The sequence below is a fragment of the Stutzerimonas sp. CXK-1 genome, from assembly GCF_057738225.1.
In genome coordinates, this window is record NZ_CM173217.1 from 2068773 (window position 1) to 2094871 (window position 26099).

Here is a 26099-nt window from a genome sequence, read left to right on the forward strand (position 1 = left end):
CCCGGAGCGCGCGAAAAGCACCGCGCCGGTTCGTTCCGCTGACGCGGGCCGGTATTACACCCAAGGGCCTAGTACTCCGCTGCAGAGGCCGCAGGCAGCGGCTTGCCGCCGCTCACCCGAAGATGACGGCGACGCTGCCGAGAGGTGGATTTGGCGCGTCAGCCAGGGTTCAGAACAGCGAAGCGGCGTTGCTGACGACCTGCCAGCGAGCCTGGCTGGTACGTAGAAGCTGCAGCTGCCTGGCGAGTTCGGCCCGGTCGACTCGGGCCATCGCCTCGATCACCTGCTGCGGGTGGTCCGGGTCCAGCCCCGCCAGACAGGCCTGCCAGGTTTGCTCGGCGCGGCGGCGCAGGAGTATCGACGACACCGCCCCGCCCTCAACGGGCGATCTCGTGCGAGCCAGGCCAGGCAGCTCCGCCGCAAACTGCGCCAGGAACGCCTCGATGTGCCCGAGAATTTCCGCTGCCGAAGCTTTTGGCGACTGCACCACGAACAACATGCCGGCCTGCGTGCCGAACTGCCGGAAGCCGCAGAGTACCGCGTACCCCAGCTGAAGCTCGCTGCGCAGGCGGCGAAAGAACGGCGCTTCCATCGTCTGCGCCAGCGTCCGCCAGGCTGCCTCGGTGGCCACGTCACGGGTTGGAAGCGGACAGAACAGCACAACGGCAGCTTCTTCGCCCGGCTGGCCGAACGACCACCAGTGGCGGGCGCGCAGTACTGGCACAGGCGCGTTTGGCCGCTCGGCCGAGCGACCGGGCGCCGCGGCGAGCGCCGTGGCCAGCGCCGCCTGTTGCCCGCTGCCCAGCCCGAACGCCAGGGCCTGCCAGCGCGCCTCGTTCCAGGCGGCGTCGAGGCTGCCGGGGTCACATGCGCCCGGCTGGGTCGCCAGATCGGCGATTCCGAGCAGGCGCGGCAGCCGATTCCACAGCTGACGTACCAGCAGTTCCTGACCATTCAGCTCACAGGCTCGCGCCGCTCTTGCCTGTGCCTCCGACAGCGATGCCGGTCCCAGCGATTCGAGCCGCGGCAGTAGGTCGGCGGCGATCAGGGGTAGCGCCGGAGCGAAGCCGACCAGGCCCAGGCTCCAGGCCGTGCCGAGGTCCTCGAACAGTATTTCGACACCCGCCTGGCGCGCGGCCCAGCGGCACTCGCGCAAGGCAGCCTCCACCGCCAGTGCCAGACCGATCGACGGCGCCGTGGCGAACTGCCACGAAAGGTAGAGCGCGCCTTGTCCGTAGGCATCGCTGCCATCGCGTCCAAGCCAGCGCAGTGCCGTCGGTAGCGGCGGCTGGGCGGTGTTCGGTGCCGGGTCGCGCAGCCAGGGGTTGGCCTTCGGCAGTTGCCAGTCCACCACAGGCAGAGTCGTCGCGGCTGGCAGCGGTTCGTCCGCCAGGCGCAGCACGAAGCCCTCTCCACCGGCTGCCGGGCACGGCCGCTCGTCACAGGTCAGCAGTGTCGGCCCGGTGCCGACCATGCGCGCCAATAGCTCACCGAGCGCGGGCTGCAGCTGTTCCGGCGACCGCATGCGCGAACCCGCTTCGATCCAGTAACGCAGGCGCAGCAGTGGCTCCATTCCAACCAGGCTGCGCTGGCGCACGCGCTGGTACTCGTCCCAGGCCGCCGCGGCTGCCCCGTGGCGCGCAAAGAACGCCAACCAGCTCGAGACCAGGGCAACCACGCCCGGCCGCTGGGCGTGACCTTGTTCGGTCAGACGCAGATCGAGCACCACCACCGATTGGCCTCTGTGCAGGTACGGCACGCGCATGGCCAGCCCTTCGCACCACCGGCGTGCGCGCAATGCGGCGATCAGGCTGCCGTCCGCCTCGCTGGTCAACGCGCAGGCCAGGTAATCCAATGCGCCATCGAGGCTGCTTCTGACCTCGTCGAGCGCGTAGGCCAGCAGCAGCCTGGAGGGCTCATGCGCGACCTGCAGGCGGCGGCTCCAGTCGGACCGAAAGGCGAGCCTCGGCAGGCGTGGCGCCGTGCTCTCGGCGGAGGCGGAAGGCACGTGGCACTGCGGTGCCTGCAGCAACTGCTCGAGGTCGCGGCGCGGCAAGGCGGTCGCCACCAGCAACTCGAGCGCGCCGCTGTTGTAGAACCGGCGATGGTAGTCGGTGAGCGCTGCCTGGAAATCAGCCGACTCCACCGGCAGGGTTTCGCGGTTGCCGGCATGGAAGCCGCCAAACGGATGCGGATCGGCGAGTGCCGTACCGAGCGCTGCATCGCAGAGTGTCTCGGTGTCGCGCCCGCGGGCCAGGAACTCGGCCTGTAGGACCTCCCGTTCCCGTGCTTGTGCCGCGCGATCGAGCAGTGGCCGCGCCAGCATGTCGAGCAGGCGTCTGAGTGCCTGCTCGAAATCATCCTGGCGAACCTGGAAAAAGAAGTCGGTGTGGCGGTCGCGCGTCGAAGCGTTGAGCTGGCCGCCGCAGCCCTGGACAAAGGCCATCAGACTGTCGTCGACGGCATAGGCCTCGCTGCCGAGAAACAGCAGGTGCTCGAGAAAATGTGCCAGGCCCGGATAACGCGTCGGCGCATCGTGCGCACCACCGGCCACCCGTACCAGGGCCGCCGCCTGACTGCCGGGCGGCAGCGCGAGCAGGCCGACCTTGAGCCCGCTGGCGGTGACGAATGATTCGGGGGCGGCGCTGGGATCGAAAGCGTTCATGCAACAGGCTCGAGTGGTCGGTCGGCGAGCATCGCCCGGCAGCCGGCGCGGGGCAACCCTGCTTCGGAACGAGGCCAGCTCAGGTGTCGAGCTGGCCCGCCAGGAATTGCATCAGCCGCCGCTGCATCAGCGACGCGGTGCTGCCAAGACAGGCGATCGAGGTCCCGCGCAGCGCATCGCGGCCGTGCTCGGCTGCTTCGCCGGCCAGCGCCACCGGGCAATTGACCGCGAGCGCGACCTTGCCGAACTGCCGTACCTGCGGCTCGCCAGGCGGCAAGTTGGAGAACAGCACCAGCGCCTGCGGCTGTACCTTGTCGCAGACCAGCGCCAGCTCGTCCATCGGCTGGCCGAATGGCAACACGCTGACGGCCAGGCTGTCGTTACCGAGCAAGAGCCCGGCAATCAGCAGTTCCAGCTCGCGACACTGGCCTGCCACCGCGGCCACCAGCACCCGCTCGCGCCCCGGAAGCCGCCCCAGTTGCAAGCGCTGCAGGACGCGAGCGCGAAGAAAGGCATCCAGGAACAGCCATTCGCTGGTACGGCCGAACTCGTCCTGACGCAGCATCAACTCCTGCCATACCGGCAGAAGTACGTCCTGATAGACGATGGCCAACGGGTAGGTCGAAAAGATCTGGCCGTAGAGCTGGTCGAGGCGAGCCTCGTCGAACTCGGCGACGGCGTTGCGCAGCTGCAGCTGCCATTCGGCCCAGTCGCCGCTGCAGACCTCGGCAGGTGTGGGGGCTTCGGAAGCCGGCCCCGCATTGCTGCGCGCGAGCAGGCTGCCGACCTTGCTCACCGCCACACCGCGCTCGGTCCACGCCAGGATGCTGCGCACCGCTTCGACATCCGCCATGGAATAGAGGCGGTGCCCGCTTTCGGTGCGGGTCGGCTGGATCAGCCCGTAGCGCCGCTCCCAGGCCCGCAGGGTGACGGGGTTGACGCCGGTCAGCCGGGCCACCTCACGGATGGGGAACAGCTCGGCTGGTGCCGAAGGGTTGGCTGCTGCGGTGGTCCCGCCGGTGGTCTCGGTCATGGGCGGCTCGTGCGCTGAAAAGTGCCGGCATTGTAGCGCAGCCATTCCGGCAAGTCGGAACTACGCGCATCCACCGCCGGCATGGCCCGCCCGCTCAGTCGTTCAAGGGCACGCGCAGCCCCTCGTCGGCGCCGAGCGGTGTGGGCCGGCCGATGATCTCGTCATGGCTGACCGGTTGCCGCCAATAGACCTCCTGCACGCCACAGCCACGCAGCGCCCGCTTCAGGCTTGCCTGATCGCGCCAGAGCGTCTGGCCTCGGTCGTCGGCGAATGCCGAACGAGTCCCGCGATGCTCGATGACCCAGGCGTTGTAGCCGCAGCATTGCAGGCTCCGCAGCTCGACCTCTAGTACCCGCCCCTGACGCATCGCGCGGCGCAGATCATTGCGTGTCATCGTCGAAATAGCCACTTCGATACCTGTACAGAAATCATGGATTTGTACACGCCTAGAGCCCTAGCGGTGCCGTCTCGGGAGCTCTGCGCGCCGGGAAAACTGTACAACAAACCGAGAGATACTCAAATAACTTGTACATTCATATTTTGTCGTATAGGTTTTCAAGCGTACCGACCACACCTGGACCGCATCATGGACACGCTCTCTTCTCAATACCGCGACATCCTCCAAGGGCTGGGCGAAGACCCCGAGCGTGAGGGCCTGCGCGACACGCCGCTGCGTGCCGCGAAAGCCATGCGCTACCTGTGCAACGGCTATACGAAAAGCCTGGAGGAAGTCGTCAACGGAGCGCTGTTCGCCTCCGACAACGACGAGATGGTGATCGTCAAGGACATCGAGCTCTATTCGCTCTGCGAACATCACCTGCTGCCCTTCATCGGCCGCGCGCACGTCGCCTACATTCCGACCGGGCGGGTGCTGGGCCTATCAAAGGTCGCGCGCATCGTCGACATGTACGCGCGCCGCCTGCAGATCCAGGAAAATCTCACGCGGCAGATCGCCGAGGCGATTCAGGAAGTCACCAGTGCGGCCGGCGTGGCGGTGGTCATCGAGGCGCGACACATGTGCATGATGATGCGCGGGGTCGAGAAGCAGAACTCGGTGATGAACACTTCGGTGATGCTGGGCGCCTTCCGCAGCTCCTGCAACACCCGCATGGAGTTCATGCAGCTGATCGGGCGGGACCGGGCATGAGCCGTCTGGAAAACGGCCTCGCGCGGATCCGCGTGAAGGACCTGCGGCTGCGGACGTATATCGGCATCAACGAGGACGAGATTCGCAACCGCCAGGACGTCATCGTCAACCTGACGCTGCACTACCCGGCCGCGACCGCGGTGCGCGAGAACGACATCGACCAGGCGTTGAACTACCGGACCATCACCAAGGCGGTCATTCGGCATGTGGAGGACAATCGCTTCGCCTTGCTCGAGCGCCTGACCCAGGAGCTGCTCGACCTGGTGATGGACCACCCGGCGGTTCGCTATGCCGAGGTCGAGGTCGACAAACCGCACGCCTTGCGTTTTGCCGACTCGGTGTCGGTGACGCTCGCCGCACAGCGCTGAGCCCGCCATGCGCGCCCTGATCCTGTTCGCCGCCCTGCTCTGCCTGCTCTGCCTGCTCAGCGGCACGGTGCAGGCCAGCTGGCGCCAGGATCTGCCGCAGGCTCGCCTGCAGGGGCAAGGCGAACTGCGCTTCTTCGGACTACGCATCTATAGCGCCAGACTGTGGAGCGCCGCACCGCTAGGTCAGGCGCCGGCGCCCTTCGCCCTCGAGCTGACCTACCATCGGCGCATCAGCCGCGACTCACTGGTGCAGACCAGTCTCGAGGAAATCACCCGCCTGGCGGGCACCGACCTCGCACAGGATCGCCTGGCACGCTGGGCGCGTGAGATGCGCCAGGCATTCGTCGATGTGCTGCCGGGCCAGCGCATCACCGGTGTCTTTCTGCCTGGCGTGGGTTGCCGCTTCTACGTTGGCGACCAGCTGCAGCACGAGATCCGCGACCCCGAGTTCGCCGAAGCCTTCTTCGCCATCTGGCTCGACCCGCGCACACGCGACCCGGAGCTGCGCCAACAATTGTTGGGCCTTCAATGAAACGCATGCCGCTGGCCTGCTACGCCAGCCTCGGCTTGCCCCTGGCCATGGCGATGCTGCCGATCTACGTATTGGTGCCCAACTTCTATGCAGCCGAGCTCGGCCTGGGCCTGGGCATCACCGGCCTGGTGCTGTTCCTGGCCCGGTTGGTCGATACGTTTCAGGACCCCTGGCTGGGTCGGCTGATCGACCGCAGCAGCGAGCGTGGCTGGCCGCGCATCCTCGCACTCGCCGCACCGCTGCTGGCGTTGGCGATGCTCGGGCTGCTCGCGCCGCCGACCTGGAGAGATACAGACCTCGCGCTCTGGCTCGCAGCGATGCTGGTGCTGACCTACAGCCTGCACAGCCTGGTGAACATCACCTATCTGGCGTGGGGCGCGAGGATTACCGATCACCCCGTGAGCCGTACCCGCGTGGCCGCCTGGCGCGAGGGCGCCGGGCTGGTCGGCGTGGTGTTCGCCAGCCTGCTGCCCACGCTGCTCGCGCAGCGGCTGGGCATGCCGACGGCCCTGCTGGTCTTCGCAGTGGCCTTTGCCGCACTCCTATTGCCCGCGACGGCGTTGACGCTGCGCGGCGCGCCCGTCGCACACCGGGAGCCGCGGCGGGAACAGGACGACTGGCGCCAGCCCTTGCGCAACCGGCCGTTCCGCCAGCTGGCGGCGGTTTTCCTGACCAACGCGGTGGCCGTCGCGATACCTGCGACGCTGGCGCTGTTCTTCATTGCCGACTTCCTCCAGCTGCAGGCCCAGGCCGGCTGGTTTCTGGCGCTCTACTTCGTCTCCGGGGCGCTCGGCCTGCCACTCTGGACGGCGCTGGCCAACCATTTCGGCAAGGTCCGCTGCTGGCGACTGGGCATGTTCACCGCCTGCGCCGCGTTCATCTGGGCGATCTTTCTCGAGCCGGGTGCGGCAATCGCCTATGCGCTGATCTGCCTGCTCAGCGGCCTCGCCCTCGGGGCGGATCTGGCATTGCCGCCCGCGCTGCTTGCCGACCTCATCCCGCCCGAGGAACGCGGCGCGACGGCCGCCTACTTCGGCATCTGGAGCCTGCTCGCCAAGCTCGCGCTCGCCTTCGCCGGGCTCGGCCTGCCGCTACTGGCCCTGCTGGGCTACACCCCGGGCGAGCCCGCCGACTGGCGGCTCGCCTTTGTCTACGCCGGCGTGCCCTGTGCATTGAAGTTGCTGGCGGCCACGGCGCTTTCGCGCCTCGCTCGTGGAGGAAGCTTCGCATGAAGAAACTGATGATTCTGCTCTGCGCCTTGTTGGCCAGCTGCACCAATGTCGAGGTCGGCGATTACCGCAACGAGGAACCGCGCCTGGACCTGCGCGAGTATTTCGCCGGGCGCGTCGATGCCTGGGGCATGTTCCAGAAGCGCTCCGGCGAAGTGGTCAAGCGCTTCCATGTGCGCATCGACGGCTCGCTCGAGGGTGACCGGCTGATTCTCGACGAGCACTTCAGCTACAGCGACGGCACTACCCAGCGGCGCGTCTGGACGCTGCGCCCCGACGGCCCGAATCGCTGGCGCGGCACTGCGGGGGACGTGGTCGGCGAAGCCGTTGGCGAAGTCGCCGGTAACGCACTGCGCTGGCGTTACGTGCTCGAACTGCCGGTCGATGGCTCGGTGTACCGGGTGAACTTCGACGACTGGATGTACCTGATCGATGCCAAAACCATGGCCAACCGATCGTTCATGACCAAGTTCGGCGTCGAGCTTGGCCAGGTCACACTGTTCTTCCGCAAGGCCGAGTGAGCGCGCTCCGTTACAAATCGGTGTCCGGCACGCCGGGCTGGACCGCTACAGCCCGGCGACAATCGACTAGAATGCCGCGACAAGAATGCCAACCGGACTTGCCTGACATGATCAACGCCAAGCTGCTGCAACTGGTAGTGGAAGCCTCCAACGACGGCATCGTGGTTGCCGAGCAGGAAGGCGAAGACAACATCCTGATCTATGCCAACCCGGCCTTCGAGCGCCTGACCGGGTACACGGTGGACGAGATCCTTTACCAGGACTGCCGCTTCCTGCAGGGGGACGACCGCAATCAGCCGGGGCTCAACGCCATCCGCGAAGCGGTACGCAACCACCGCCCGTGCCGGGAGGTGATCCGCAACTACCGGCGCGATGGCACCCCGTTCTGGAACGAGCTCTCGATCACCCCGGTGTTCAACGAGGCCGACCAGCTCACCTACTTCATCGGTATCCAGAAAAACGTCAGTGCCGAAGTCGAGGCGCTGCAGCGCGTGCGCGAGCTGGAGGCCGAAAACGCCCGGCTGCGCGCCGAGCTGCAAGCGCTGAGGAACTGACGCCTCGGTACCCCCGTTTCAGCGCGACAGGGCCTATTTTCCGCTGGCTATACCGCCGCCGGTATGCTGCTATTAATAGGCTACTATCGCGTACGACAATCGAGGCATGAGCGATGCTGCAATCGCTGGTAGTCAATGCCCTGCTCCTGCTGGCCATTTGCTGGTTATTCACCTTCAGCCTGCGACACTTGGCGCATCGCCAGCCTCGGTTGCTTCAGCTGGTCATGGGGCTGTGCTTCGGGGCCGCGTGCATCATCGGCATGCTTGTGCCCTTCACCCTGCAATCGGGCCTGATCTTCGATGCACGCAGCGTCGTGCTCGGCATCGCTGCGCTGTTCGGCGGGCCGCTGACGGCTGCGATCGCCGGCGTGCTGGCGGCCAGCTACCGGGTCTGGCTCGGTGGTGTGGGTACCTATGTCGGTCTACTGAGCATCTTCATCCCGATACTCCTGGGCCTGGTGCTGCGTCTGGCTCACGAACGCGGACATCTGCCGCTGCGTTTTCTGCCCTTGCTGGCAGCCGGGTTCATCATTCATCTGCCGGTGGTTGCCGTGCAGGCGTTGCTGCCCTCGGGGCTCGGCCTGATCGCGGTGAAGACCGTTGCGCTACCCATTCTGCTGACCCTGCCGCTGGCTACCGCGGTGCTCGGGCTGCTGCTCAACGACCTTGCCGAGCGCGCCCGCACCGAGCAGGCGCTGCAACGCAGCGAAGCGCGGCTGAGGGCGATCACGCGGGCGATGCCCGACCTGCTGATGGTGCTCGACGAGGACGGGCGCTATCTGGAAGTCCTGACGGCCGACAGCCTGTTGCTCTATCAGGAGCCCCACCGGCTCGTCGGGCGCCTGCTGCACGAAGTCTTCGATCCCGAGGATGCCGATCGCTTTCTTGCCTTCATTCGCCTGACCCTCGAGCGCAACACCCCGCAGCGCATCCGTTACTCGCTGCAGACGCTCGACGGCCTGCGCACCTTCGAGGGCCGCGCACAGCGTCTGGAAACCACCGAGGACGAACGGCGTGCGGTGGTCTGGTGCAGCCGCGACATCACCGAACGCGACCTTGCCGAACAGGAGCGGCGCATCGCCGCCATCGCCTTCGAATCGCAGCAAGGCATGTTCATCACCGACCCGCAGGCCTACATCATCCGCGTCAATCGGGCCTTCACATTCATCACGGGCTATAGCGCCGAGGAACTGATCGGCCAGCCGGCGAAGATGCTTTCCTCCGGTAGCCATGACGAAGCCTTCTATGCCGCGCTCTGGCACCAGATCAAGACCACTGGCTCCTGGGAAGGCGAAATCTGGAACCGCCGCCGCAACGGCGAGGTGTTTCCCGAGTGGCAAACCATTACCGCGGTGCGCGACGACAACGGCAAGGTCACGCACTACATCGCCACGGTCATGGACATCACCCAGCGCAAGCTGGCCGAGGAGCGCATCCATCAACTGGCGTTCTATGACCCGCTCACCAACCTGCCGAACCGCAGGCTATTCCTCGACCGGCTGCAGCATGCCCTGGATGCCAGCGAACGCAGCCGGCATTGCGGTGCGGTGATGTTCATCGACCTGGACAACTTCAAGATGATCAACGACGCCTGTGGCCACAAGGCCGGCGATCAGTTCCTGCGCCTGGTCGCCGAGCGGTTGCAGAAGGCCGTGCGCCAGAGCGATACCGTCGCCCGCTTGGGTGGCGACGAGTTCGTGGTGATCCTCGAGGATCTCGGCCAGGAGCCGGAGGAAGCCATCGGCCAGGCCAGCCGCATCGGGGAAAAGCTGCTGGAAAGCCTGGCCGCGCCCTACTGCATCGGCGAACGCGAGCTGAGCAGCAGCGCCAGCATCGGCGTCGCGCTGTTCCGGGGCGACGAACCGGGCGTGGATGAGCTCATCAGCCGCGCCGACCACTGCATGTACAACGCCAAGATGAATGGCAAGAACGCCCTGAGCCTGGCCTGCCTGGACGACCCGGTCGCGAGCCGCTCGGGCTAGCCGGAACCGCGCCGCATGTGCGGGGCGCCAGGCCGAGGCGCCCCGTGCGGGTTCAGAGCGCTTGCGGCGCGCGCCGGCACAGCGTGGCGAGCGCCTGCACCCAGGCCTCATGGGTGTTCAGGCAGGGCACCAGAACCAGTTCCTGGCCGCCGGCTTCGATGAACTGTTCGCGGGCGCGATCGCCGATCTCCTCGAGCGTCTCGATGCAGTCGGCGACAAACGCCGGGCACATCACCAGCAGCTTCTTGACGCCCTGCGCGGCCAGCTCGTCGATGCGCGCCTCGGTATAGGGCTCGATCCACTTCGCACGACCGAGCCGCGACTGGAACGAGACCGACCAGCGATCGGCAGCCAGGCCCGCACCGGCGGCGAAGGCCTCGGCGGTACGCAGGCACTGCGCGCGATAACAGTGTGCGAGCACCTCGCCCTCGGCACGCTGGCAGCAGTCGGCGCCCTTGAGGCAATGGCTGCCGGAGGGGTCGCTCTTGTGCAAGTGGCGCTCGGGCAGCCCGTGAAAGCTCAGCAGCAGGTGATCGAAGCCGCCGTCCAGGTACTCGCGTGCGCTGGCAACCAGGGCATCGAGGTATTCGGGCTGATCGTAGAACGGTTGCAGGATCGACAGCTGCAGCTTCAGGCCATGCTGGCGAATGACTCGCCGCGCTTCCTCGATGGCGGTTGTCGTGGTGCTGTCGGCGTACTGCGGGTAAAGCGGTGCGAAGGTGACCTGGCTGATGCTCTGGCCGGCCAGGCGGACCAGCGTCTTTTCGATCGAGGGCTCACCGTAGCGCATGGCCAGTTCGACCGGCCCCTGTGGCCAGTACGGGCGGATCGCCTCCTGCAGGCGCCGGCTCAATACCACCAGCGGAGAACCCTCCGGCCACCAGATCGAGGCGTAGGCGTGTGCCGACTGCTCCGGGCGCTTGACCAGGATCAGCGAAACCAGCAGGCGCCGTAGCGGCCACGGCAGGTCCACCACGTAAGGGTCCATGAGGAACTGGTTGAGATAACGGCGCACATCCGCCACCTGCGTCGACGCGGGCGAACCCAGGTTGACCAACAACAACGCCTGCTCTGTCATACGAATTTCCTGACTGCCAATCGAGTGCGCCGCCTCCGCGCGGCGCGCCATTTTCACACATGCCGCAGTTTCTGCCCGCCTGGGCGGGCCAGAAGATCGGTCAACGCCGAATCAAGCTCGCGGAAACGGAAGCGATAACCCTCCGCCTCCAATCGCCTGGGCTGCGCGTGCTGCCCACCGAGCAGGAGATCGGCCATCTCGCCCAGCGCCAGCTTCAACGCGAAGCCCGGCACCGGCAGCAGCGCCGGCCGGTGCAGCGTGCGGCCGAGCGCGCGGGCGAACTCGGCGTTGCGCACCGGCTGCGGCGCGCACGCATTGTACGGGCCACTGGCCTGCGGCTGGCAGAGAAGAAAATCAATCAGGCCGATCTGGTCCTGCAGGTGGATCCATGGCATCCACTGCCGACCATTGCCGGTCGGCCCGCCGAGGCCCAGGCGGAACAGCGGCAGCAGGCGCTTGAGAAAACCGCCGTCTTCGGCCAGTACCAGCCCGGTTCGCACGCGTACGACGCGGATGCCAAGCTGCTCGGCCTCGCAGGCCGCCTCCTCCCAGGCGCCGCACAGCTGGCTGGCGAAGTCGCCCGTCACCGGCCTGCTGTCCTCGTCGAGCAGGTGTTCGCCACCATTGCCATACCAGCCGACGGCCGAGCCGGAGATGAGCACCGCCGGGCGCTCGTCGCGTTCGGCCAGCCAGTCCACCAGACGCTCGGTGAGGTGAATGCGACTGTCCCAGAGCAGGCGTCGACGGGCCTTGGTCCATGGGCGGTCGGCAATAGGTGCACCGGCGAGGTTGATCACCGCATCCAGCGGCTCGTGAGTGATTTCATCGAGCTTGCCGATGCCGCGAACCTGCCGGCCGCAGAGACCTGTCACCTGGCCCGGTCTGCGACTCCAGACGGTGAGCTGATGCCCCTGTTCGAGCCAGTGGCGGCACAGCGCCCGGCCGATCAGCCCGGTACCACCGGTCAGCAGAATATGCATGGTCCCGCCTCCTCTGTTGGTGCCTGCTCGCTCTGTACTCAGCAAGCATAGGCCTGTACAACTATTTGGGTCTGTATAGCCGGTACTGCCCCGTGAATCGCTTCAATCCCGCCAAGCTACGCCTATCGAAATGGACCGCCCGCCAGGCCGTGCGGCGCGAAAAGCACTTTCTCATGACCGATCTCGAGCACGATGAAGCCGGAACACTACAGCGCGTAGAGCTGCAGGCCGTTTACAGCCAGCGCAGTGAGTGGATCGACTGGCGCGAGCTGCGCGACGAGCAGCGCTGGAGAATCGGCTGGCACTGACCTCTCACACAATCTTGTACATCCCTGTTGACTTGTACAACTGCAGGCTTATGATGGCCCCATGTTGTACAAGAAGCAACAGCTGTACAAGTAAAGTTGGAGGTCGCCATGTCTCACCCCGCCATCAAGATCGGTATCAGCGCCTGCCTGGTCGGCCAGCCGGTACGCTTCAACGGCGGCCACAAAGAGTCGCGGCTGTGCAGCGAAACGCTTGCACAACATTTCCAGCTCGTCCCGGTCTGCCCGGAAATGGCCATCGGACTGGGTGTACCGCGCGAAGCGATCCGCCTGGTCGGCGACCCGCAGGCACCGCGCGCGGTCGGCAGCCGTCGTCCCGAACTGGACGTGACCGACGCCCTGGCCCGCTACGCGCGGCAGGTCGCGTCGGAGCTCACCGACATCAGTGGCTTCATCCTCATGCAGAAGTCGCCCTCCTGCGGCATGGAGCGCGTCAAGGTCTATGGTGCCAATGGCTACAGCCTGCCCGGCGGCGGTAGCGGCATCTTTGCCTCGCACCTCATGCAGGCACGCCCCGATCTGCCAGTGGAAGAAGATGGCCGCCTGAACGACCCGGTTCTGCGCGAAAACTTCCTCACCCGCGTCTGCGCCTATGCCGAATGGCAGGCGCTGCTGGCCGAAGGCATCAGTGCCCGTGCCATCGTCGACTTTCACGCCCGCTACAAGTACCAGCTGATGGCCAACAACCCGCTGCAATACAAGGTGTTGGGGCGGCTGGTTTCCGAAGCCGGTCGGCAGCCGATCGAGGCCTTCGCCGCGGACTACTTCAGCCGCCTGATGCAGGCGCTGAAGAAGACCGCCACGCGCGGTACGCACAGCAACGTGCTGCAGCACCTGAGCGGCTACCTCAAGCACGTCCTCAACGCCGAGGACCGGCGGGAAATGCGCCGGCTGATCGACCAGTACCGCGACGGGATCGTCCCGCTGGTGGTGCCGTTGACCCTGCTCAAGCACCACTTCCGCCGCCACCCGCACCGCTACATCGCCCGGCAGGCCTATCTGCAGCCACATCCGGAAACCCTCAGCCTGCGTAACGGAATCTGACCATGAACGACCTCCATCCAGAGCCGCAGGCGTCACAGCCAGGCTGGTTGCCGATTCGTGAGGTGGCGCGGCTGACCGGCGTCAACCCGGTGACCCTGCGTGCCTGGGAACGGCGCTACGGGCTCATCGTGCCCCTGCGTACCGGCAAGGGGCATCGGCTCTACAACGACGAGCACGTGGCACGTATCCGCGAGATTCTTGCCTGGCTCAACCGCGGTGTGGCCGTCGGCCAGATCAAGCACCTGCTGGACGCGCGCCAGCCGGTCGAGCATGCGCAACACAATCCCTGGAGCGAGCTGCGTGAGCAGATGCTCGCCGCCCTCGAGCGCCTGAACGAGCGCCAGCTCGACGACACCTTCAACCGCGCGCTGACCATCTACCCGCCGCGCACGCTTTGCCAGCACCTGCTGCTGCCCCTGCTCGACGAGCTGACGCAACGCTGGCAGGGCCAATTCGGCGCCGCACTCGAGCGCGTGATGTTCGAGAGCTGGTTGCGCAACAAGATCGCCATGCGCCTGTATCACAGCAATCGCCAGCAGTCCGGGCCGGCCATGTTGATCGCCAGCCTGGCCGAGCGCCCGGTCGACCCCGGTCTCTGGTTGACCGCCTGGCTGGTGTCGGCAGTGGCGCCGGTCGAACTGATCGAGCGTGCGGTGCCCTTCGCCGAGCTGGCCCTCGCACTCGAACGGCTGAACCCCACCGCCCTGCTCCTGCATACCGACCAGAGCCTGGACAAGGCCTGTCTGCAGCGCCAGTTGCCGCGGCTGGCCCGCGAGGGCGCCGCGCCGCTGGTGCTCGTCGGCCCGGCCAGCCTCATTCACCGCGCTGCGCTGGAAGAGGCGCCCGTGCGGCTGGCCGAGGGGCCGCTGCAGGTACTGGCGCAGCTGGCCGAGGCCGACCTGCTGGACCCGTCAGAGGAGGATCGGGCATGACCCAACTGATCTGGTTGCGCAGCGATCTGCGTGCGCACGACAACACCGCCCTGGCCGCCGCGATGGAGGCCGGCCCGACGTTGGCGCTGTACGTCATCACGCCCGCGCAGTGGCAGGCCCATGACGACGCGCCCTGCAAGGTGGATTTCTGGCTGCGCAACCTCGCCGAGCTTTCCGCCGAGCTCGGCCGGCTCAACGTGCCGCTGCTGATTCGCCAGGCGGCCGACTGGCAAGCCCTGCCGGCGGTGTTGACCGGCTTCTGCCGTGAACACCACATCGACTGCGTGCGGGTCAACGACGAGTACGGGGTCAACGAGCGGCGCCGCGACGAGGCCGTGGCCCAGGCGCTGCAGGGTATCGGCGTGACCTGGCGTCATCACCTCGACCAGCTCCTGTTCACGCCCGGGACGCTGCTGACCCAGTCCGGTGGCTACTTCAAGGTCTTCAGCCAGTTCCGCAAGGCGGCGCTGGCGCGCCTGGCCCCGGCGTTGCCGCCCTGCGTACCGTTGCCGGCTGCGCAGGCGCCGCTCGGCGTCGCGGCCGATCCGGTGCCGACGAGCGTGAGCGGTTTCGACACGCCGAGTGAGGCGTTGCGCGCGCTCTGGCCGGCCGGCGAGCACCACGCGCGCAAGCGCCTGGACGACTTCGCCGACGAACGTCTGCGCTACTACGACTGGCTACGCGATCTGCCGGCCCGGGACGGTACCAGCCAGTTGTCGGCCTATTTGGCAGCCGGCGTGATCTCGGTTCGCCAGTGCCTGCATGCGGTGCTGAGCCGCAATCACGGCGAGCTCGACAGCGGCAACCCGGGCGCCGTGGTGTGGATCAACGAGCTGCTCTGGCGCGAGTTCTACAAGCACATCCTGGTGGGCTTTCCGCGCGTCAGCATGGGCCGTGCGTTTCGCCGCGACACCGAGGCGCTGCCCTGGCGCCATGCCCCGGACGAGCTGGCGGCCTGGCAGCAGGGCCGTACCGGCTACCCGATCGTCGATGCCGCGATGCGCCAGCTGCTGGCTACCGGCTGGATGCACAACCGCCTGCGCATGGTCGCCGCGATGTTTCTCAGCAAGAACCTGCTGATCGACTGGCGCGAAGGCGAGCGCTGGTTCATGCGCCACCTCATCGACGGCGACCTGGCGGCCAACAATGGCGGCTGGCAGTGGAGCGCCTCGACCGGCACCGATTCGGTGCCCTACTTCCGCCTGTTCAATCCGCACAGCCAGTCGCGCCGCTTCGACCCCGAAGGCCGCTTCCTGCGCCAGTGGCTGCCGGAGCTCGACGCCTTGAGCGACCGCCAGATCCACGACCCGAGCAGCGCCGGCGCGCTGTTCCTGCCCGCTGGCTACCCGCCGCCGATCGTCGATCTGGGCATGAGCCGGGCCCGGGCGCTGGACGCCTTTCGCAACCTGGAGGTGACCACATGAGCGCCTTTCTCGAACGCTTCGCCGAGGGTTTCTCCGGCCTCGATGCCAGCAATCTTCACCGCCTCGGCGAGCTGTACAGCGACAGCGTGCACTTCAGTGACCCGCTGCACGAGGTCTGGGGGCTGGATGAACTCGAGCGCTACTTCACGCAGCTGTACGCCAACGTCCAGGCGCTGGAATTCGAGTTCTTTGCCTTCGATCAGGTGCGCGACGGTCAGGGCTACCTGCGCTGGCTGATGACCTACGAACACCCGCGGCTCAAGGGCGGCAAGCCGATCAGCCTGGAAGGTTGCAGCCTGCTGCGCTGGAACCTCGACGGCAAGGTCGAGCGGCACCGCGACTACTTCGATGCCGGCGCCCTGCTCTACCAGCACGTCCCGCTGATGGGCGGTGCCATTCGCTGGCTGCGCCGGAGGCTGGCGTGAGCGCGCCCAGGCGCATCTGGCTGACCGGCGCCAGCAGTGGCATCGGCCAGGCACTGGCTGCGCGCCTGCTGGCCGCCGGGCACCGCGTCGCGCTGAGTGCGCGGCGCGCGGAGCCGCTGCAGGCACTGGCCGAGCGCTATCCGTTGCAGGCGCTGGTGTTGCCCGGCGACCTGACCGACGCCGCTGCGGTGGCGGGCATGGCCGAGGTCATCGGCGTGCAATGGGGCGCGCTCGACCAGGCCATCCTCAATGCCGGGACTTGCGAGTACATCGAGGCGGGCCGCTTCGATGCCGCCCTGGTCGAACGGGTGGTGCGCAGCAACCTGATCGCCCCGGCCTACTGCATCGAGGCGGCATTGCCTCTGCTGCTGCGCGGCGACCGGCCTCATCTGGTGGGTGTCGGCAGCTCGGTGACCTGGCTGCCGTTGCCGCGCGCCGAGGCCTACGGCGCCTCCAAGGCAGGCTTGCGCTACCTCCTGCAGGCGCTGCGGCTGGATCTGGCGGCGCAGGGCGTCGCCGTCACGCTGGTCAGCCCCGGCTTTGTCGACACCCCGCTGACCCGTCGCAACGACTTTCCCATGCCCATGCGCTGGCCGGTCGAACGCGCCGCGCAACACATTCTCGAGCGGCTCGAACAGCGGCCGTTGGAGATCGCGTTTCCGGCGCCCTTCATCGCCGGTTTGCGCCTGCTTTCCTGGCTGCCCGCCAGGCTGCAGTTCGCCATTGGCCGCCGGCTGGCGCGGCCTGACTCTCACGGATAGACAGACCATGAAAATCGCCATCATCGGCAGCGGTATTTCCGGCCTGGCCTGCGCCTACCTGCTCGCCCGTCGGCACGACGTGACCGTGTTCGAGGCCGAGAGCTGGATCGGCGGGCATACCCACACCGTTCCGGTCGAGTTCGACGGCCGCCACTACCGGATCGATACCGGTTTCATCGTGTTCAACGACTGGACCTACCCGAACTTCATCCGCCTGCTCGACCAGCTCGGCGTGGCCTACAAGCCGACCGAGATGAGCTTTTCGGTATGCGACCCGGCGAGCGGCACGGAATACAACGGGCACAACCTCAACACGCTGTTCGCACAGCGGCGCAACCTGTTCTCGCCGGCCTTCTGGGGCATGCTGCAGGACCTGCTGCGCTTCAACCGCGAAGCCCAGGACAACCTGGCCAATGGCCGGATCGGCCCGCACGTGACGCTGGGCGAGTACCTGGCCATCGGGCGCTACGGGCAGCGCTTCATCGACCACTACATCGTGCCGATGGGCGCGGCGATCTGGTCCATGTCGCTCAAGGACATGCTGGGCTTTCCGCTGGAGTTCTTCGTCCGTTTCTTCCGCAACCACGGCCTGCTGTCGGTGAACCACCGGCCGCAATGGTATGTGGTCGAGGGCGGCTCCAGCGCCTATGTCGAACCGCTGACCCGCGGCTTCGCCGAGCGCATCCGCCGCAGTTGCCCGGTCTACGAGGTACGCCGCGACGCCGAAGGTGTCACGCTGCACAGCGCCCTTGGCGTGGAGCGCTTCGACAAGGTGGTGTTCGCCTGCCACAGCGATCAGGCACTGCGCCTGCTGGAGCGCCCGAGCGAAGCGGAACAGACGGTGCTCGGCGCCATCGGCTACGCCGATAACGATGTCGTCCTGCATACCGACACCCGTCTGTTGCCCAGCCGCCGGCTCGCCTGGGCCAGTTGGAACTACCGCCTGGGCGGCCCGCCGCAGCAGCCGGCGGCGGTGACTTACAACATGAACATCCTGCAGGGCATCGAGGCGCCGGAGACCTTCTGCGTCAGCCTCAACCAGACCCAGGCGATCGACCCGCGACGCATCCTCGCCCGTTTCACTTATGCCCACCCGCAATACAGCCTGGCCGCGATTGCCGCGCAGGAGCGTGTGGAGGAACTGCAAGGCCAGCAACACAGCTACTTCTGCGGTGCCTACTGGGCCAACGGCTTCCATGAAGATGGCGTGGTCAGCGCGCTGCGCGTCGCCGAAGCCTTCGGAGAGCAGCTGTGAGCACTGCGCTGGCGCACAGCGCGCTCTATTCCGGCTGGGTCCGGCATCGGCGCTTCGCTCCCCGGGCCCATGCGTTTCGCTATCGCATCGGCCTGCTCTACCTGGACCTGGCCGAACAACAGGCGCTGACCGAGCTGTCGCCCCTGGCCGGGCGGCTGGCGGCGTTCTGCTTCCGCGAGGCCGACTACCTGCCCGAGTTCACCCGCAACGGCACCGGCCTGGCCGATGCGGTGCGCCAGCGCGTGGCCGAGGCGCTCGGCAAGCGGATCGACGGGCCCATACGTGTGCTGACACAGCCGCGCAGCTTGGGGCTTTCGTTCAACCCGGTGAGCTTCTTCTATTGCTTCGATGCCGACGAGCAACTGCGCGCCGTGCTCTGCGAAGTGAGCAACACCCCCTGGCGCGAGCGGTATCACTACGTTCTGCCGGCCAATCAGGTCGGCAAGCTGCGCTGCAGCGTGGCCAAGACCTTCCACGTCTCGCCATTCCTGCCGCGCGAGCTGGAATACCGCATGCGTTTCACCATTCCCGGCCCGCAGCTGGCCGTGCACATGGAGGATTGGCAGGGCGAGACCCGCTTGTTCGACGCCACGCTCACCCTCGAACGCCAGGTGCTCGACCGCACCGCCCTGCACCGCCACCTGCTGGCCTTCCCCTGGATGACTGGCAAGACCCTGCTCGGCATCTACTGGCAGGCCCTGCGCCTGCTCGTCAAACGTGTCCCGCTGTTCGACCACACCGCCGCCATTGGCCACTACGGCGTCGCCACCTCGCAACCCAGGGAGCCCCGCGATGAAAAGCTCTAGCCTGTCTGTCAAAGCCAAACCGATGGCCGCCAGCGGCCTGGCCAGCAGCCTGCTGCGGCGTATCGTCATCGGCCACCTGAAGCGCCTGCGCCACGGCGGGCTGACCCTGGTCGACGGCGGCCAGCGACTGCACTTCGGCGAGCGCGGGCACGCCCTGCAGGCCGAGATCCGCGTGCAGGACGCCAACCTCTGGGGGCTGGTCGCCAGCAACGGCTCGATCGGCGCTGGCGAAGCCTATGTGCTGGGTTACTGGACCAGCCACGACGTGACGGCCGTGGTGCGCCTGTTCGTCGCCAACCTCGAGGTGCTGGACGGCATCGAGCGTGGCCTGGCGTTGTTCGGCCAGCCGGTGGTGCGCGCGCTGCACTGGTTCAACCGCAACACCCGCAGCGGCTCACGGCGCAACATCGCTGCGCACTACGACCTGGGCAACGACCTGTTCGAGCGCATGCTCGACCGCACCATGATGTATTCGGCGGCGATGTTCGAAAGCGTCGAAGACAGCCTCGAGCAGGCTCAGCTGAACAAGCTCGAGCGCATCTGCCGCAAGCTGGAGCTCGGGCCCGAGGACCATCTGCTGGAGATCGGCACCGGCTGGGGCAGCATGGCGCTCTACGCCGCGGTGCATTACGGCTGCCGGGTCACCACCACCACGCTGTCGCGCGAGCAGTACGCCTACACCCAGCGGCGCATCGAGGAGCAGGGCCTGCAGGATCGCATCACCCTCCTGCTCGAGGACTATCGCGACCTCGAAGGCCAGTTCGACAAGCTGGTGTCCATCGAGATGATCGAGGCAGTCGGGCACCGCTTCCTGCCGCAGTACTTCCGCCAGTGCGCGTGCCTGCTCAAACCCGATGGGCTGATGCTGCTGCAGGCGATCACCATCCGCGACCAGCGCTACGAACGCGCTCGGCGCAGCGTCGATTTCATCCAGCGTTACATCTTCCCCGGCGGCGCCCTGCCCTCCGTGCAGAAGATGGTCGACCTCGCCACGCGCGAAACCGACATGAACCTGGTGCACATGGAGGATTTCGGCGAGCACTATGCGCGCACCCTGCGCCTGTGGCACGACAACCTTCGCCAGGCGCGACAGGAGCTTGAGCAGCTGGGCTACGACGAGCAGTTCTATCGGCTCTGGGAGTTCTACCTGTGCTACTGCGAGGGCGGCTTCCTCGAGCGGGCCATCGGCACCGCCCAGCTGCTGCTGGCCAAGCCCGCGGCGCACCCGGACGTGCTGGGATTGCGCGCCGGCGGCGCGCACCCGGCCCAGCGTGGCCGCATCAAGCACCCGGAGCCGGCATGAAAGCGAACGACCTGCATGCCCATTTCCGCCAGGCCGACCGCATCATGCTCGGCGTACTCTGGCTGCTGTTCGCCTATGCCCTGGGGCTGGCAGCGTTCAATGGTGGCTGGGCCCAGGCGCTGCTCATTGGTGGGCTCACCGCGGTCAGCGTCAGCGCCCTGCAGGCATTGATTCCCGGCGGGCGCCTGCTGCGCTGCACCGTCGCGGCCGCGTTCATGGTGATGTCGGCGCTGCACATCAACCTGGCGCACGGCCTGCTTGAAATGCACTTCGGCATCTTCGTGCTGCTGGCCTTTCTCGTTTATTACCGGGACTGGCTGCCCATCGTCGTCGCGGCGACCACCATCGCCGTGCATCATCTGGCGTTCTTCGCCCTGCAGCAGCAGGGCACGCCGGTTTATCTGGTACCAGCCGGCAGCTGGGGCGTGATCGCTCTGCACGCGGTGTATGTCGTGGTCGAGAGCGCCATTCTCGTCTACCTGGCACTGCGCGCCGCACGTGATGCCGCCGAGGGCGATGCCCTGATGGCGACTGTCGCCGGCATCACACGCGATGCGCAGCGCTTCGATCTGAGCGTGCGTCACCGCGGGCGCGGCCTGATCGCCGAACGCTTCAATGGTCTGCTCGTCCAGCTTGGGCAGTTGCTGCATTCGGCGCTTGCCGACGCGGGCCAGGTAGGCGCCTCTGCCGGACAGTTGCGCGAGGCCACCGCCACCCTGCGCAGCGGCGCGACCGGCCAGCTGGCCGAGGCCGCGCAGATGACCGAGGCCATGCAGCAGATGAGCCTGGCCATCGATGACGTTGCCGAGCATGCCGATCACGCCGCCAAGGCGGCCGCGGATGCCACCCGCCGCGCCACTGAAAGCCGTGCGTCGGTAGGCACGGCGCTGAGCGAGATCGGCCGGCTCGCCGAGCACATCGAAGGGACCGATCAGCGGGTGCAAAGCCTGGTCGCCGAAGTTGCGGAGATCGGTCGCGTGCTCGACGTCATCAGTGCCATCGCTGCGCAAACCAACCTGCTGGCGCTCAACGCCGCTATCGAAGCGGCGCGCGCCGGCGACCAAGGGCGAGGCTTCGCGGTGGTGGCCGACGAGGTGCGCAGCCTCGCACGTCGGACTGCCGAGTCGACCGACGAAATCCAGGGCGTCATCGGCCGCCTGCAACTGCAGAGCCAGCAGGCCAGCCAGGCGATGCAGGAAAGCCGGCAGAGCGTGCAACGCTGCGTCGACGGCAGCCAGACCACGCGCGCGTTGCTGGAGGCCATCGGTGGCGAGATCGAGGCCATCTCGCGGATGAACGAGCTGATCGCTGCGGCCACGCATGAGCAGAGCGCAGTTTGTGCGGACGTCGCCAGCCACCTGCGCAACGTCCAGCATGTCGCCGAGCGCAACGCCGACGATGCCGGTCGGCTGGATGAACAGGCCGGCCAGCTGCACATCCTTTCCAGCCGCCTGGGGGCGATCGGCTCGCGGTTCCAACTGAGCTGATCGCGCCCCCGAATGGGGAGTCGCACGGCCGTGGCGCACTCTCGTGGTTCATGCGCACAGGCCGTGTCGGCCCGGCCGGGGCTGTAGCGACAGCGCTCAGGTGACCCGGCAACGGCTCTGTGCCGCGCCTTTCCAGCCTTCGCCAGCGCTTTTCGGAATCTGGCACGCAACCTGCTAATCCCTAGGCACAGGCCGCTCCCGATGCGAGTGGCAGTCCCGGGTGGTCAGCGTCGACCACCGCGCCCCTAGGCGACGGGACAGTGCGATCCGGGCAACGGGGCTCGGGCGAATCGACACAAGAAACCTACGAATACCAGGCAAAGGCGCCTGGGGCCGGCAACGGCTCCAGGCGCCTTTTTGCTTTGCGGCCCGGCAAGGCCAGGCGGAGGAAAAGGCTGTGAATTCGATCGTCACCCCGATCAAGCGAGAAACCCTGATCATCGTCGGCAACGGCATGGTCGGCCACCACTGCGTCGAGCAACTGGTCGAGCGCGGCGCGCTGGGACGCTACCAGGTGCATGTCTACGGCGAGGAGCGCCAGCGCGCCTACGACCGCGTGCACCTGTCCGAATACTTCGGCGGCCGCGATGCCGAGTCGCTGGCCATGTGCGAGGCCGACTACTACACCAGCCACGGCGTGCAGGCGCACCTCGGCGTGCAGGTGCTGGAGATCGATCGCGAGCGCCGCGAAGTGCTTACCAGCGTCGGCCGCCAGCCTTACGACAAGCTGATTCTCGCCACCGGCTCCTACCCCTTCGTACCGCCTATTACCGGCGCCGAAGGCAATGCCCGGCTGGTCTACCGCACGCTCGAAGACCTCGATGCAATTCGTGCCGCCGCAGCCAGCGCCCGCCGCGGCGTGGTGGTCGGCGGCGGCCTGCTCGGCCTGGAAGCGGCCAATGCGCTCAAGTCCCTCGGCCTGGAAGCGCACGTGGTCGAGTTCGCCCCGCGGCTGATGCCGGTGCAGCTCGACGATGCCGGCGGCGCCGCGCTCAAGGCACGCATCGAGGCGCTGGGCGTGGGCGTGCACCTGTCGCGCGCCACCCAGGACATCATCGTCGGCGAGGAATACGCCTACCGCATGAACTTCCAGGACGGCGACTTCCTCGAGACCGACCTGATCATCTTTTCCGCCGGCATCCGCCCGCAGGACGCGCTTGGTCGCGCCTGCGGGCTGGAAGTCGGGGCCCGCGGCGGCGTGGTGGTGGACAACGACTGCCGCACCTCGGACCGGGCCATCTTCGCCATCGGTGAATGCGCCGCCTGGAACGGCAGCGTGTTCGGCCTGGTCGCGCCCGGCTACACCATGGCCCGCACCGTCGCCGCACAGCTGGCCGGCGAGGCGCATACGCCCTTCACCGGCGCCGACATGTCGACCAAGCTGAAGCTGCTCGGTGTCGACGTCGGCTCCATCGGCGATGCCCACGGCGCCACGCCCGGCAGCAAGAGCTACCGCTTCATCGACGAGGCCAGCGCCAGCTACCGCCGGCTGGTGGTCTCACCGGACGGCAAGACGGTGATCGGCGCCGTGCTGGTCGGCGACAACAGCTACTACGACACCCTGCTGCAATACGCGCAGAACGGCATCAAGCTGCCGGCCGAACCGTCGAGCCTGATCCTTCCGGCAGGCGAAGGCGCACCGGCGCTCGGTGCCGACGCCCTGCCGGACAGCGCCACCATCTGTTCGTGCCACAACGTCAGCAAGGGCGCGGTGTGCTGCCAGGTCGACGCCGGGGTCACCGACCTCGGCGAGCTGAAGGCCGCGACCAAGGCCGGTACCGGCTGCGGCGGCTGCTCGGCGCTGCTCAAGCAGGTGTTCGAGCATGAGCTGGCGGCGCGGGGCGTCGAGGTCGACAAGAGCCTGTGCGAGCACTTCGCCTACACCCGCCAGGAGCTGTACGGGATCGTCCGCGTCGAGGGCATCCGGCGTTTCGAGGAACTGCTGGCCAAGCACGGCCGCGGGCATGTCGGCTGCGACATCTGCAAGCCGGCGGTGGGCTCGATCCTCGCCTCCTGCTGGAACCAGCCGATCACCGATCCGGCGCTGATCCCGCTGCAGGACACCAACGACACCTTCATGGCGAACATGCAGAAGAACGGCACCTACTCGGTGGTGCCGCGCATTCCGGGCGGCGAGATCACGCCCGAGGGGCTGATCGCCATCGGCCAGGTCGCGAAGAAATACGACCTCTACACCAAGATCACCGGCGGCCAGCGGATCGACCTGTTCGGCGCCCAGCTGCACCAGCTGCCGGACATCTGGGGCGAGCTGATCGCCGCCGGTTTCGAGACCGGCCACGCCTACGGCAAGAGCCTGCGCACGGTGAAATCCTGCGTCGGCAGCACCTGGTGCCGCTATGGCGTGCAGGACAGCGTCGGCATGGCCCTGCACCTGGAGAACCGCTACAAGGGCCTGCGCTCGCCGCACAAGATCAAGTTCGCCGTCTCCGGCTGCACCCGCGAATGCGCCGAGGCGCAGAGCAAGGACGTCGGCGTGATCGCCACCGACAAGGGCTGGAACCTCTACGTGGCCGGCAATGGCGGCATGCGCCCGCGGCATGCCGAGCTGTTCGCCACCGACCTCGATGACGCCACCCTGATCAAGTACATCGACCGCTTCCTGATGTTCTACGTGCGCACCGCCGACAAGCTGCAGCGCACCTCGGTCTGGCGCGAGTCGCTCGAGGGCGGGCTGGACTACCTCAAGGCCGTGATCATCGACGACAGCCTGGGCCTCGCCGCCGAGCTGGAAAGCCAGATGCAGCACGTCGTCGACACCTACGAATGCGAGTGGGCCAACGCCATCAGCGACCCGGAAAAGCTCAAGCGCTTCCGCACCTTCGTCAACGACGCGCGCCCAGACCCGGACATCCACTTCGTCAAGGAGCGTGGCCAGCGTCGCCCGGCCCGCGCCGCCGAACTTCACCTGATTCCCGTCGCCGAGGAGGTTTGACATGACCCCGACCAATGCAGCCCGTTCCCAGACCGCACGTTCCGCCGCTCCTGCGCAGTGGCAAAACCTGTGCGCCCGCCAGGACCTGGTGGCCAACTCCGGCGTGGTCGCCTGGGTCGACGGCCAGCAGGTGGCGCTGTTCCACCTGCCCGACGGCGAGGCCGGCGAGCAGCTCTTCGCCATCGCCAACAAGGACCCCAAGTCCGGCGCCAACGTCATCGGCCGCGGCCTGCTCGGGCAGATCCGCGGTGAGCTGGTGATCGCCTCGCCGCTCTACAAGCAGCACTTCCGCCTGGCCGATGGCCGCTGCCTGGAATACCCCGAGCAGCAGCTCAAGGTCTGGCCGGTGCGGCTGGCCGGCGACACCGTGCAGATCGCCGTGAACTGACCGCCGCACCCGAACAAGAGACCGCCAGCCAAGCCATCACCGCCCACACAGAGAGAGCGCCATGTCCTACATCATCCCCTCCGAGTTCGCCACCAAGATGGTGGACGCCGGTGAATCGAAAGTCTTCATGTCCACCCGCGACACCCTGATCCGCGGCTTCATGGCCGGCGCCATCCTGGCCCTCGCCGCGGTGTTCGCCGTGACCATCACCGTGCAGACCGGCCAGCCGCTGGTCGGCGCGATGCTCTTCCCGGTGGGCTTCGTCATGCTCTATCTGATGGGCTTCGACCTGCTTACCGGCGTGTTCATGCTGACCCCGCTGGCCCTGCTCGACCGCCGCCCGGGCGTCACGGTGCAGGGCATCCTGCGCAACTGGGGACTGGTGTTCGTCGGCAACTTCGCCGGCGCGCTTACCGTGGCCTTCATGATGGCGTTCGTCTTCACCATGGGCTTTTCCACCGAGCCGGGGCCGATCGGCGAGAAAATCTCGCACATCGGCGAGGCGCGCACCCTGGGCTATGCCGAGTACGGGCTGGCCGGCTGGCTGACCATTTTCCTGCGTGGGATGCTGTGCAACTGGATGGTCTCGATGGGCGTGGTCGGCGCGATGATTTCCACCAACGTCAGCGGCAAGGTCATCGCCATGTGGATGCCGATCATGCTGTTCTTCTACATGGGCTTCGAGCACTCGGTGGTGAACATGTTCCTGTTCCCCTCGGCGATGATCATGGGCGGCGACTTTTCGGTCATGGACTACATGATCTGGAACGAGATCCCCACGGCGCTCGGTAACCTCGTCGGCGGCCTGGCCTTCACCGGGCTGACCCTCTACGCCACCCACGTGCGCACCGCCGCCAAGCGCTCGTTCGGTTGAGCATCCAACAGACGGCCCGGCAGGCGTCGCGC

25 protein-coding genes are annotated in these 26099 nt (G+C 67.1%); 20 read left to right on the forward strand and 5 right to left on the reverse strand.

What is annotated here, in order from left to right; all coding sequences use genetic code 11:
* Positions 1 to 169: 169 nt before the first annotated feature.
* The 3 genes from pqqF to AC0KXH_RS09665 all read right to left on the reverse strand — a co-directional run bounded on the left by pqqF (position 170) and on the right by AC0KXH_RS09665 (position 4092).
* The gene (pqqF, locus tag AC0KXH_RS09655; RefSeq protein ID WP_488223310.1) at positions 170 to 2665 is read right to left on the reverse strand and encodes a pyrroloquinoline quinone biosynthesis protein PqqF; all 2496 of its coding nucleotides are present in this window, start codon (positions 2663 to 2665) and stop codon (positions 170 to 172) included.
* Between the two features lie 79 nt (positions 2666 to 2744).
* Positions 2745 to 3698 (reverse strand): MerR family transcriptional regulator, encoded by a 954-nt coding sequence (locus AC0KXH_RS09660; protein WP_043220209.1) that lies wholly within the window; start codon positions 3696 to 3698, stop codon positions 2745 to 2747.
* A gap of 94 nt (positions 3699 to 3792) precedes the next feature.
* Entirely contained in the window at positions 3793 to 4092 is a 300-nt protein-coding gene (locus AC0KXH_RS09665) for a DUF6482 family protein (RefSeq protein WP_213150557.1), read from the reverse strand.
* A 192-nt stretch (positions 4093 to 4284) separates the two neighbouring features.
* Between AC0KXH_RS09665 and folE the strand changes: the two genes are divergently transcribed.
* The 7 genes from folE (at position 4285) to AC0KXH_RS09700 (ending at position 10031) form a co-directional block, all read left to right on the forward strand.
* The gene (gene folE, locus AC0KXH_RS09670; protein WP_041105499.1) at positions 4285 to 4845 is read left to right on the forward strand and encodes a GTP cyclohydrolase I FolE; all 561 of its coding nucleotides are present in this window, start codon (positions 4285 to 4287) and stop codon (positions 4843 to 4845) included.
* Entirely contained in the window at positions 4842 to 5213 is a 372-nt protein-coding gene (gene folX / locus AC0KXH_RS09675) for a dihydroneopterin triphosphate 2'-epimerase (protein WP_041105500.1), read from the forward strand. The genes folE and folX overlap by 4 nt, the downstream gene beginning before the upstream one ends.
* A gap of 7 nt (positions 5214 to 5220) precedes the next feature.
* Positions 5221 to 5745 (forward strand): chalcone isomerase family protein, encoded by a 525-nt coding sequence (locus AC0KXH_RS09680; protein WP_269262558.1) that lies wholly within the window; start codon positions 5221 to 5223, stop codon positions 5743 to 5745.
* Positions 5742 to 6977, forward strand: a complete 1236-nt coding sequence (locus tag AC0KXH_RS09685) for an MFS transporter (protein ID WP_061337219.1) — start codon at positions 5742 to 5744, stop codon at positions 6975 to 6977. The genes AC0KXH_RS09680 and AC0KXH_RS09685 overlap by 4 nt, the downstream gene beginning before the upstream one ends.
* Positions 6974 to 7495, forward strand: coding sequence for a DUF3833 domain-containing protein (locus AC0KXH_RS09690; RefSeq protein ID WP_041105503.1), 522 nt, complete (start codon positions 6974 to 6976; stop codon positions 7493 to 7495). Before AC0KXH_RS09685 ends, AC0KXH_RS09690 begins: the two co-directional genes overlap by 4 nt.
* A 107-nt stretch (positions 7496 to 7602) precedes the next feature.
* The gene (locus AC0KXH_RS09695; RefSeq protein WP_041105504.1) at positions 7603 to 8049 is read left to right on the forward strand and encodes a PAS sensor domain-containing protein; all 447 of its coding nucleotides are present in this window, start codon (positions 7603 to 7605) and stop codon (positions 8047 to 8049) included.
* A 113-nt stretch (positions 8050 to 8162) separates the two neighbouring features.
* A complete protein-coding gene (locus AC0KXH_RS09700) occupies positions 8163 to 10031 on the forward strand; it encodes a diguanylate cyclase domain-containing protein (RefSeq protein WP_488223311.1) in 1869 nt (622 codons plus the stop codon).
* A 52-nt stretch (positions 10032 to 10083) separates the two neighbouring features.
* On the opposite strand, the gene hemH is transcribed toward AC0KXH_RS09700, so the two are convergent.
* Both hemH and AC0KXH_RS09710 read right to left on the reverse strand, forming a co-directional pair.
* Entirely contained in the window at positions 10084 to 11109 is a 1026-nt protein-coding gene (hemH, locus tag AC0KXH_RS09705) for a ferrochelatase (protein ID WP_488223312.1), read from the reverse strand.
* A 53-nt stretch (positions 11110 to 11162) separates the two neighbouring features.
* Complete coding sequence (locus AC0KXH_RS09710) at positions 11163 to 12089, reverse strand: TIGR01777 family oxidoreductase (RefSeq protein ID WP_488223313.1); 927 nt, start codon at positions 12087 to 12089, stop codon at positions 11163 to 11165.
* A gap of 92 nt (positions 12090 to 12181) precedes the next feature.
* Here AC0KXH_RS09710 and AC0KXH_RS09715 point away from each other — a divergent pair, with 92 nt between their 5' ends.
* From AC0KXH_RS09715 to AC0KXH_RS09775, 13 genes are all read left to right on the forward strand, one after another.
* Positions 12182 to 12397: a TIGR02450 family Trp-rich protein gene (locus AC0KXH_RS09715; RefSeq protein ID WP_488223314.1), complete on the forward strand. Its 216-nt coding sequence runs from the start codon at positions 12182 to 12184 to the stop codon at positions 12395 to 12397.
* Positions 12398 to 12505: 108 nt separating this feature from the next.
* Complete coding sequence (locus AC0KXH_RS09720; RefSeq protein ID WP_488223315.1) at positions 12506 to 13459, forward strand: YbgA family protein; 954 nt, start codon at positions 12506 to 12508, stop codon at positions 13457 to 13459.
* A gap of 2 nt (positions 13460 to 13461) precedes the next feature.
* The gene (locus tag AC0KXH_RS09725; RefSeq protein ID WP_061339504.1) at positions 13462 to 14391 is read left to right on the forward strand and encodes a MerR family transcriptional regulator; all 930 of its coding nucleotides are present in this window, start codon (positions 13462 to 13464) and stop codon (positions 14389 to 14391) included.
* On the forward strand, positions 14388 to 15815 hold the full coding sequence (phrB, locus tag AC0KXH_RS09730) for a deoxyribodipyrimidine photo-lyase (protein WP_488223316.1): 1428 nt from the start codon (positions 14388 to 14390) through the stop codon (positions 15813 to 15815). Before AC0KXH_RS09725 ends, phrB begins: the two co-directional genes overlap by 4 nt.
* The gene (locus AC0KXH_RS09735; RefSeq protein WP_237146285.1) at positions 15812 to 16240 is read left to right on the forward strand and encodes a nuclear transport factor 2 family protein; all 429 of its coding nucleotides are present in this window, start codon (positions 15812 to 15814) and stop codon (positions 16238 to 16240) included. The genes phrB and AC0KXH_RS09735 overlap by 4 nt, the downstream gene beginning before the upstream one ends.
* Positions 16237 to 17001, forward strand: a complete 765-nt coding sequence (locus tag AC0KXH_RS09740) for an SDR family NAD(P)-dependent oxidoreductase (protein ID WP_348692880.1) — start codon at positions 16237 to 16239, stop codon at positions 16999 to 17001. Before AC0KXH_RS09735 ends, AC0KXH_RS09740 begins: the two co-directional genes overlap by 4 nt.
* Before the next feature lie 7 nt (positions 17002 to 17008).
* The gene (locus tag AC0KXH_RS09745) at positions 17009 to 18256 is read left to right on the forward strand and encodes an NAD(P)/FAD-dependent oxidoreductase (protein ID WP_395764811.1); all 1248 of its coding nucleotides are present in this window, start codon (positions 17009 to 17011) and stop codon (positions 18254 to 18256) included.
* Positions 18253 to 19062 (forward strand): DUF1365 domain-containing protein, encoded by an 810-nt coding sequence (locus AC0KXH_RS09750; protein ID WP_488223317.1) that lies wholly within the window; start codon positions 18253 to 18255, stop codon positions 19060 to 19062. Before AC0KXH_RS09745 ends, AC0KXH_RS09750 begins: the two co-directional genes overlap by 4 nt.
* Positions 19049 to 20365 carry a class I SAM-dependent methyltransferase gene (locus AC0KXH_RS09755; protein ID WP_395763506.1) on the forward strand — a complete coding sequence of 439 codons (1317 nt, stop codon included), beginning with the start codon at positions 19049 to 19051 and terminating at the stop codon, positions 20363 to 20365. The genes AC0KXH_RS09750 and AC0KXH_RS09755 overlap by 14 nt, the downstream gene beginning before the upstream one ends.
* Positions 20362 to 21852 (forward strand): methyl-accepting chemotaxis protein, encoded by a 1491-nt coding sequence (locus tag AC0KXH_RS09760; protein ID WP_395763507.1) that lies wholly within the window; start codon positions 20362 to 20364, stop codon positions 21850 to 21852. Before AC0KXH_RS09755 ends, AC0KXH_RS09760 begins: the two co-directional genes overlap by 4 nt.
* A 397-nt stretch (positions 21853 to 22249) precedes the next feature.
* Positions 22250 to 24805 (forward strand): nitrite reductase large subunit NirB, encoded by a 2556-nt coding sequence (gene nirB, locus AC0KXH_RS09765; protein ID WP_488223318.1) that lies wholly within the window; start codon positions 22250 to 22252, stop codon positions 24803 to 24805.
* Position 24806: 1 nt separating this feature from the next.
* Positions 24807 to 25193 (forward strand): nitrite reductase small subunit NirD, encoded by a 387-nt coding sequence (gene nirD, locus AC0KXH_RS09770; protein ID WP_061337205.1) that lies wholly within the window; start codon positions 24807 to 24809, stop codon positions 25191 to 25193.
* Between the two features lie 61 nt (positions 25194 to 25254).
* Positions 25255 to 26067, forward strand: a complete 813-nt coding sequence (locus AC0KXH_RS09775; protein ID WP_043220241.1) for a formate/nitrite transporter family protein — start codon at positions 25255 to 25257, stop codon at positions 26065 to 26067.
* Positions 26068 to 26099 lie beyond the last annotated feature (32 nt).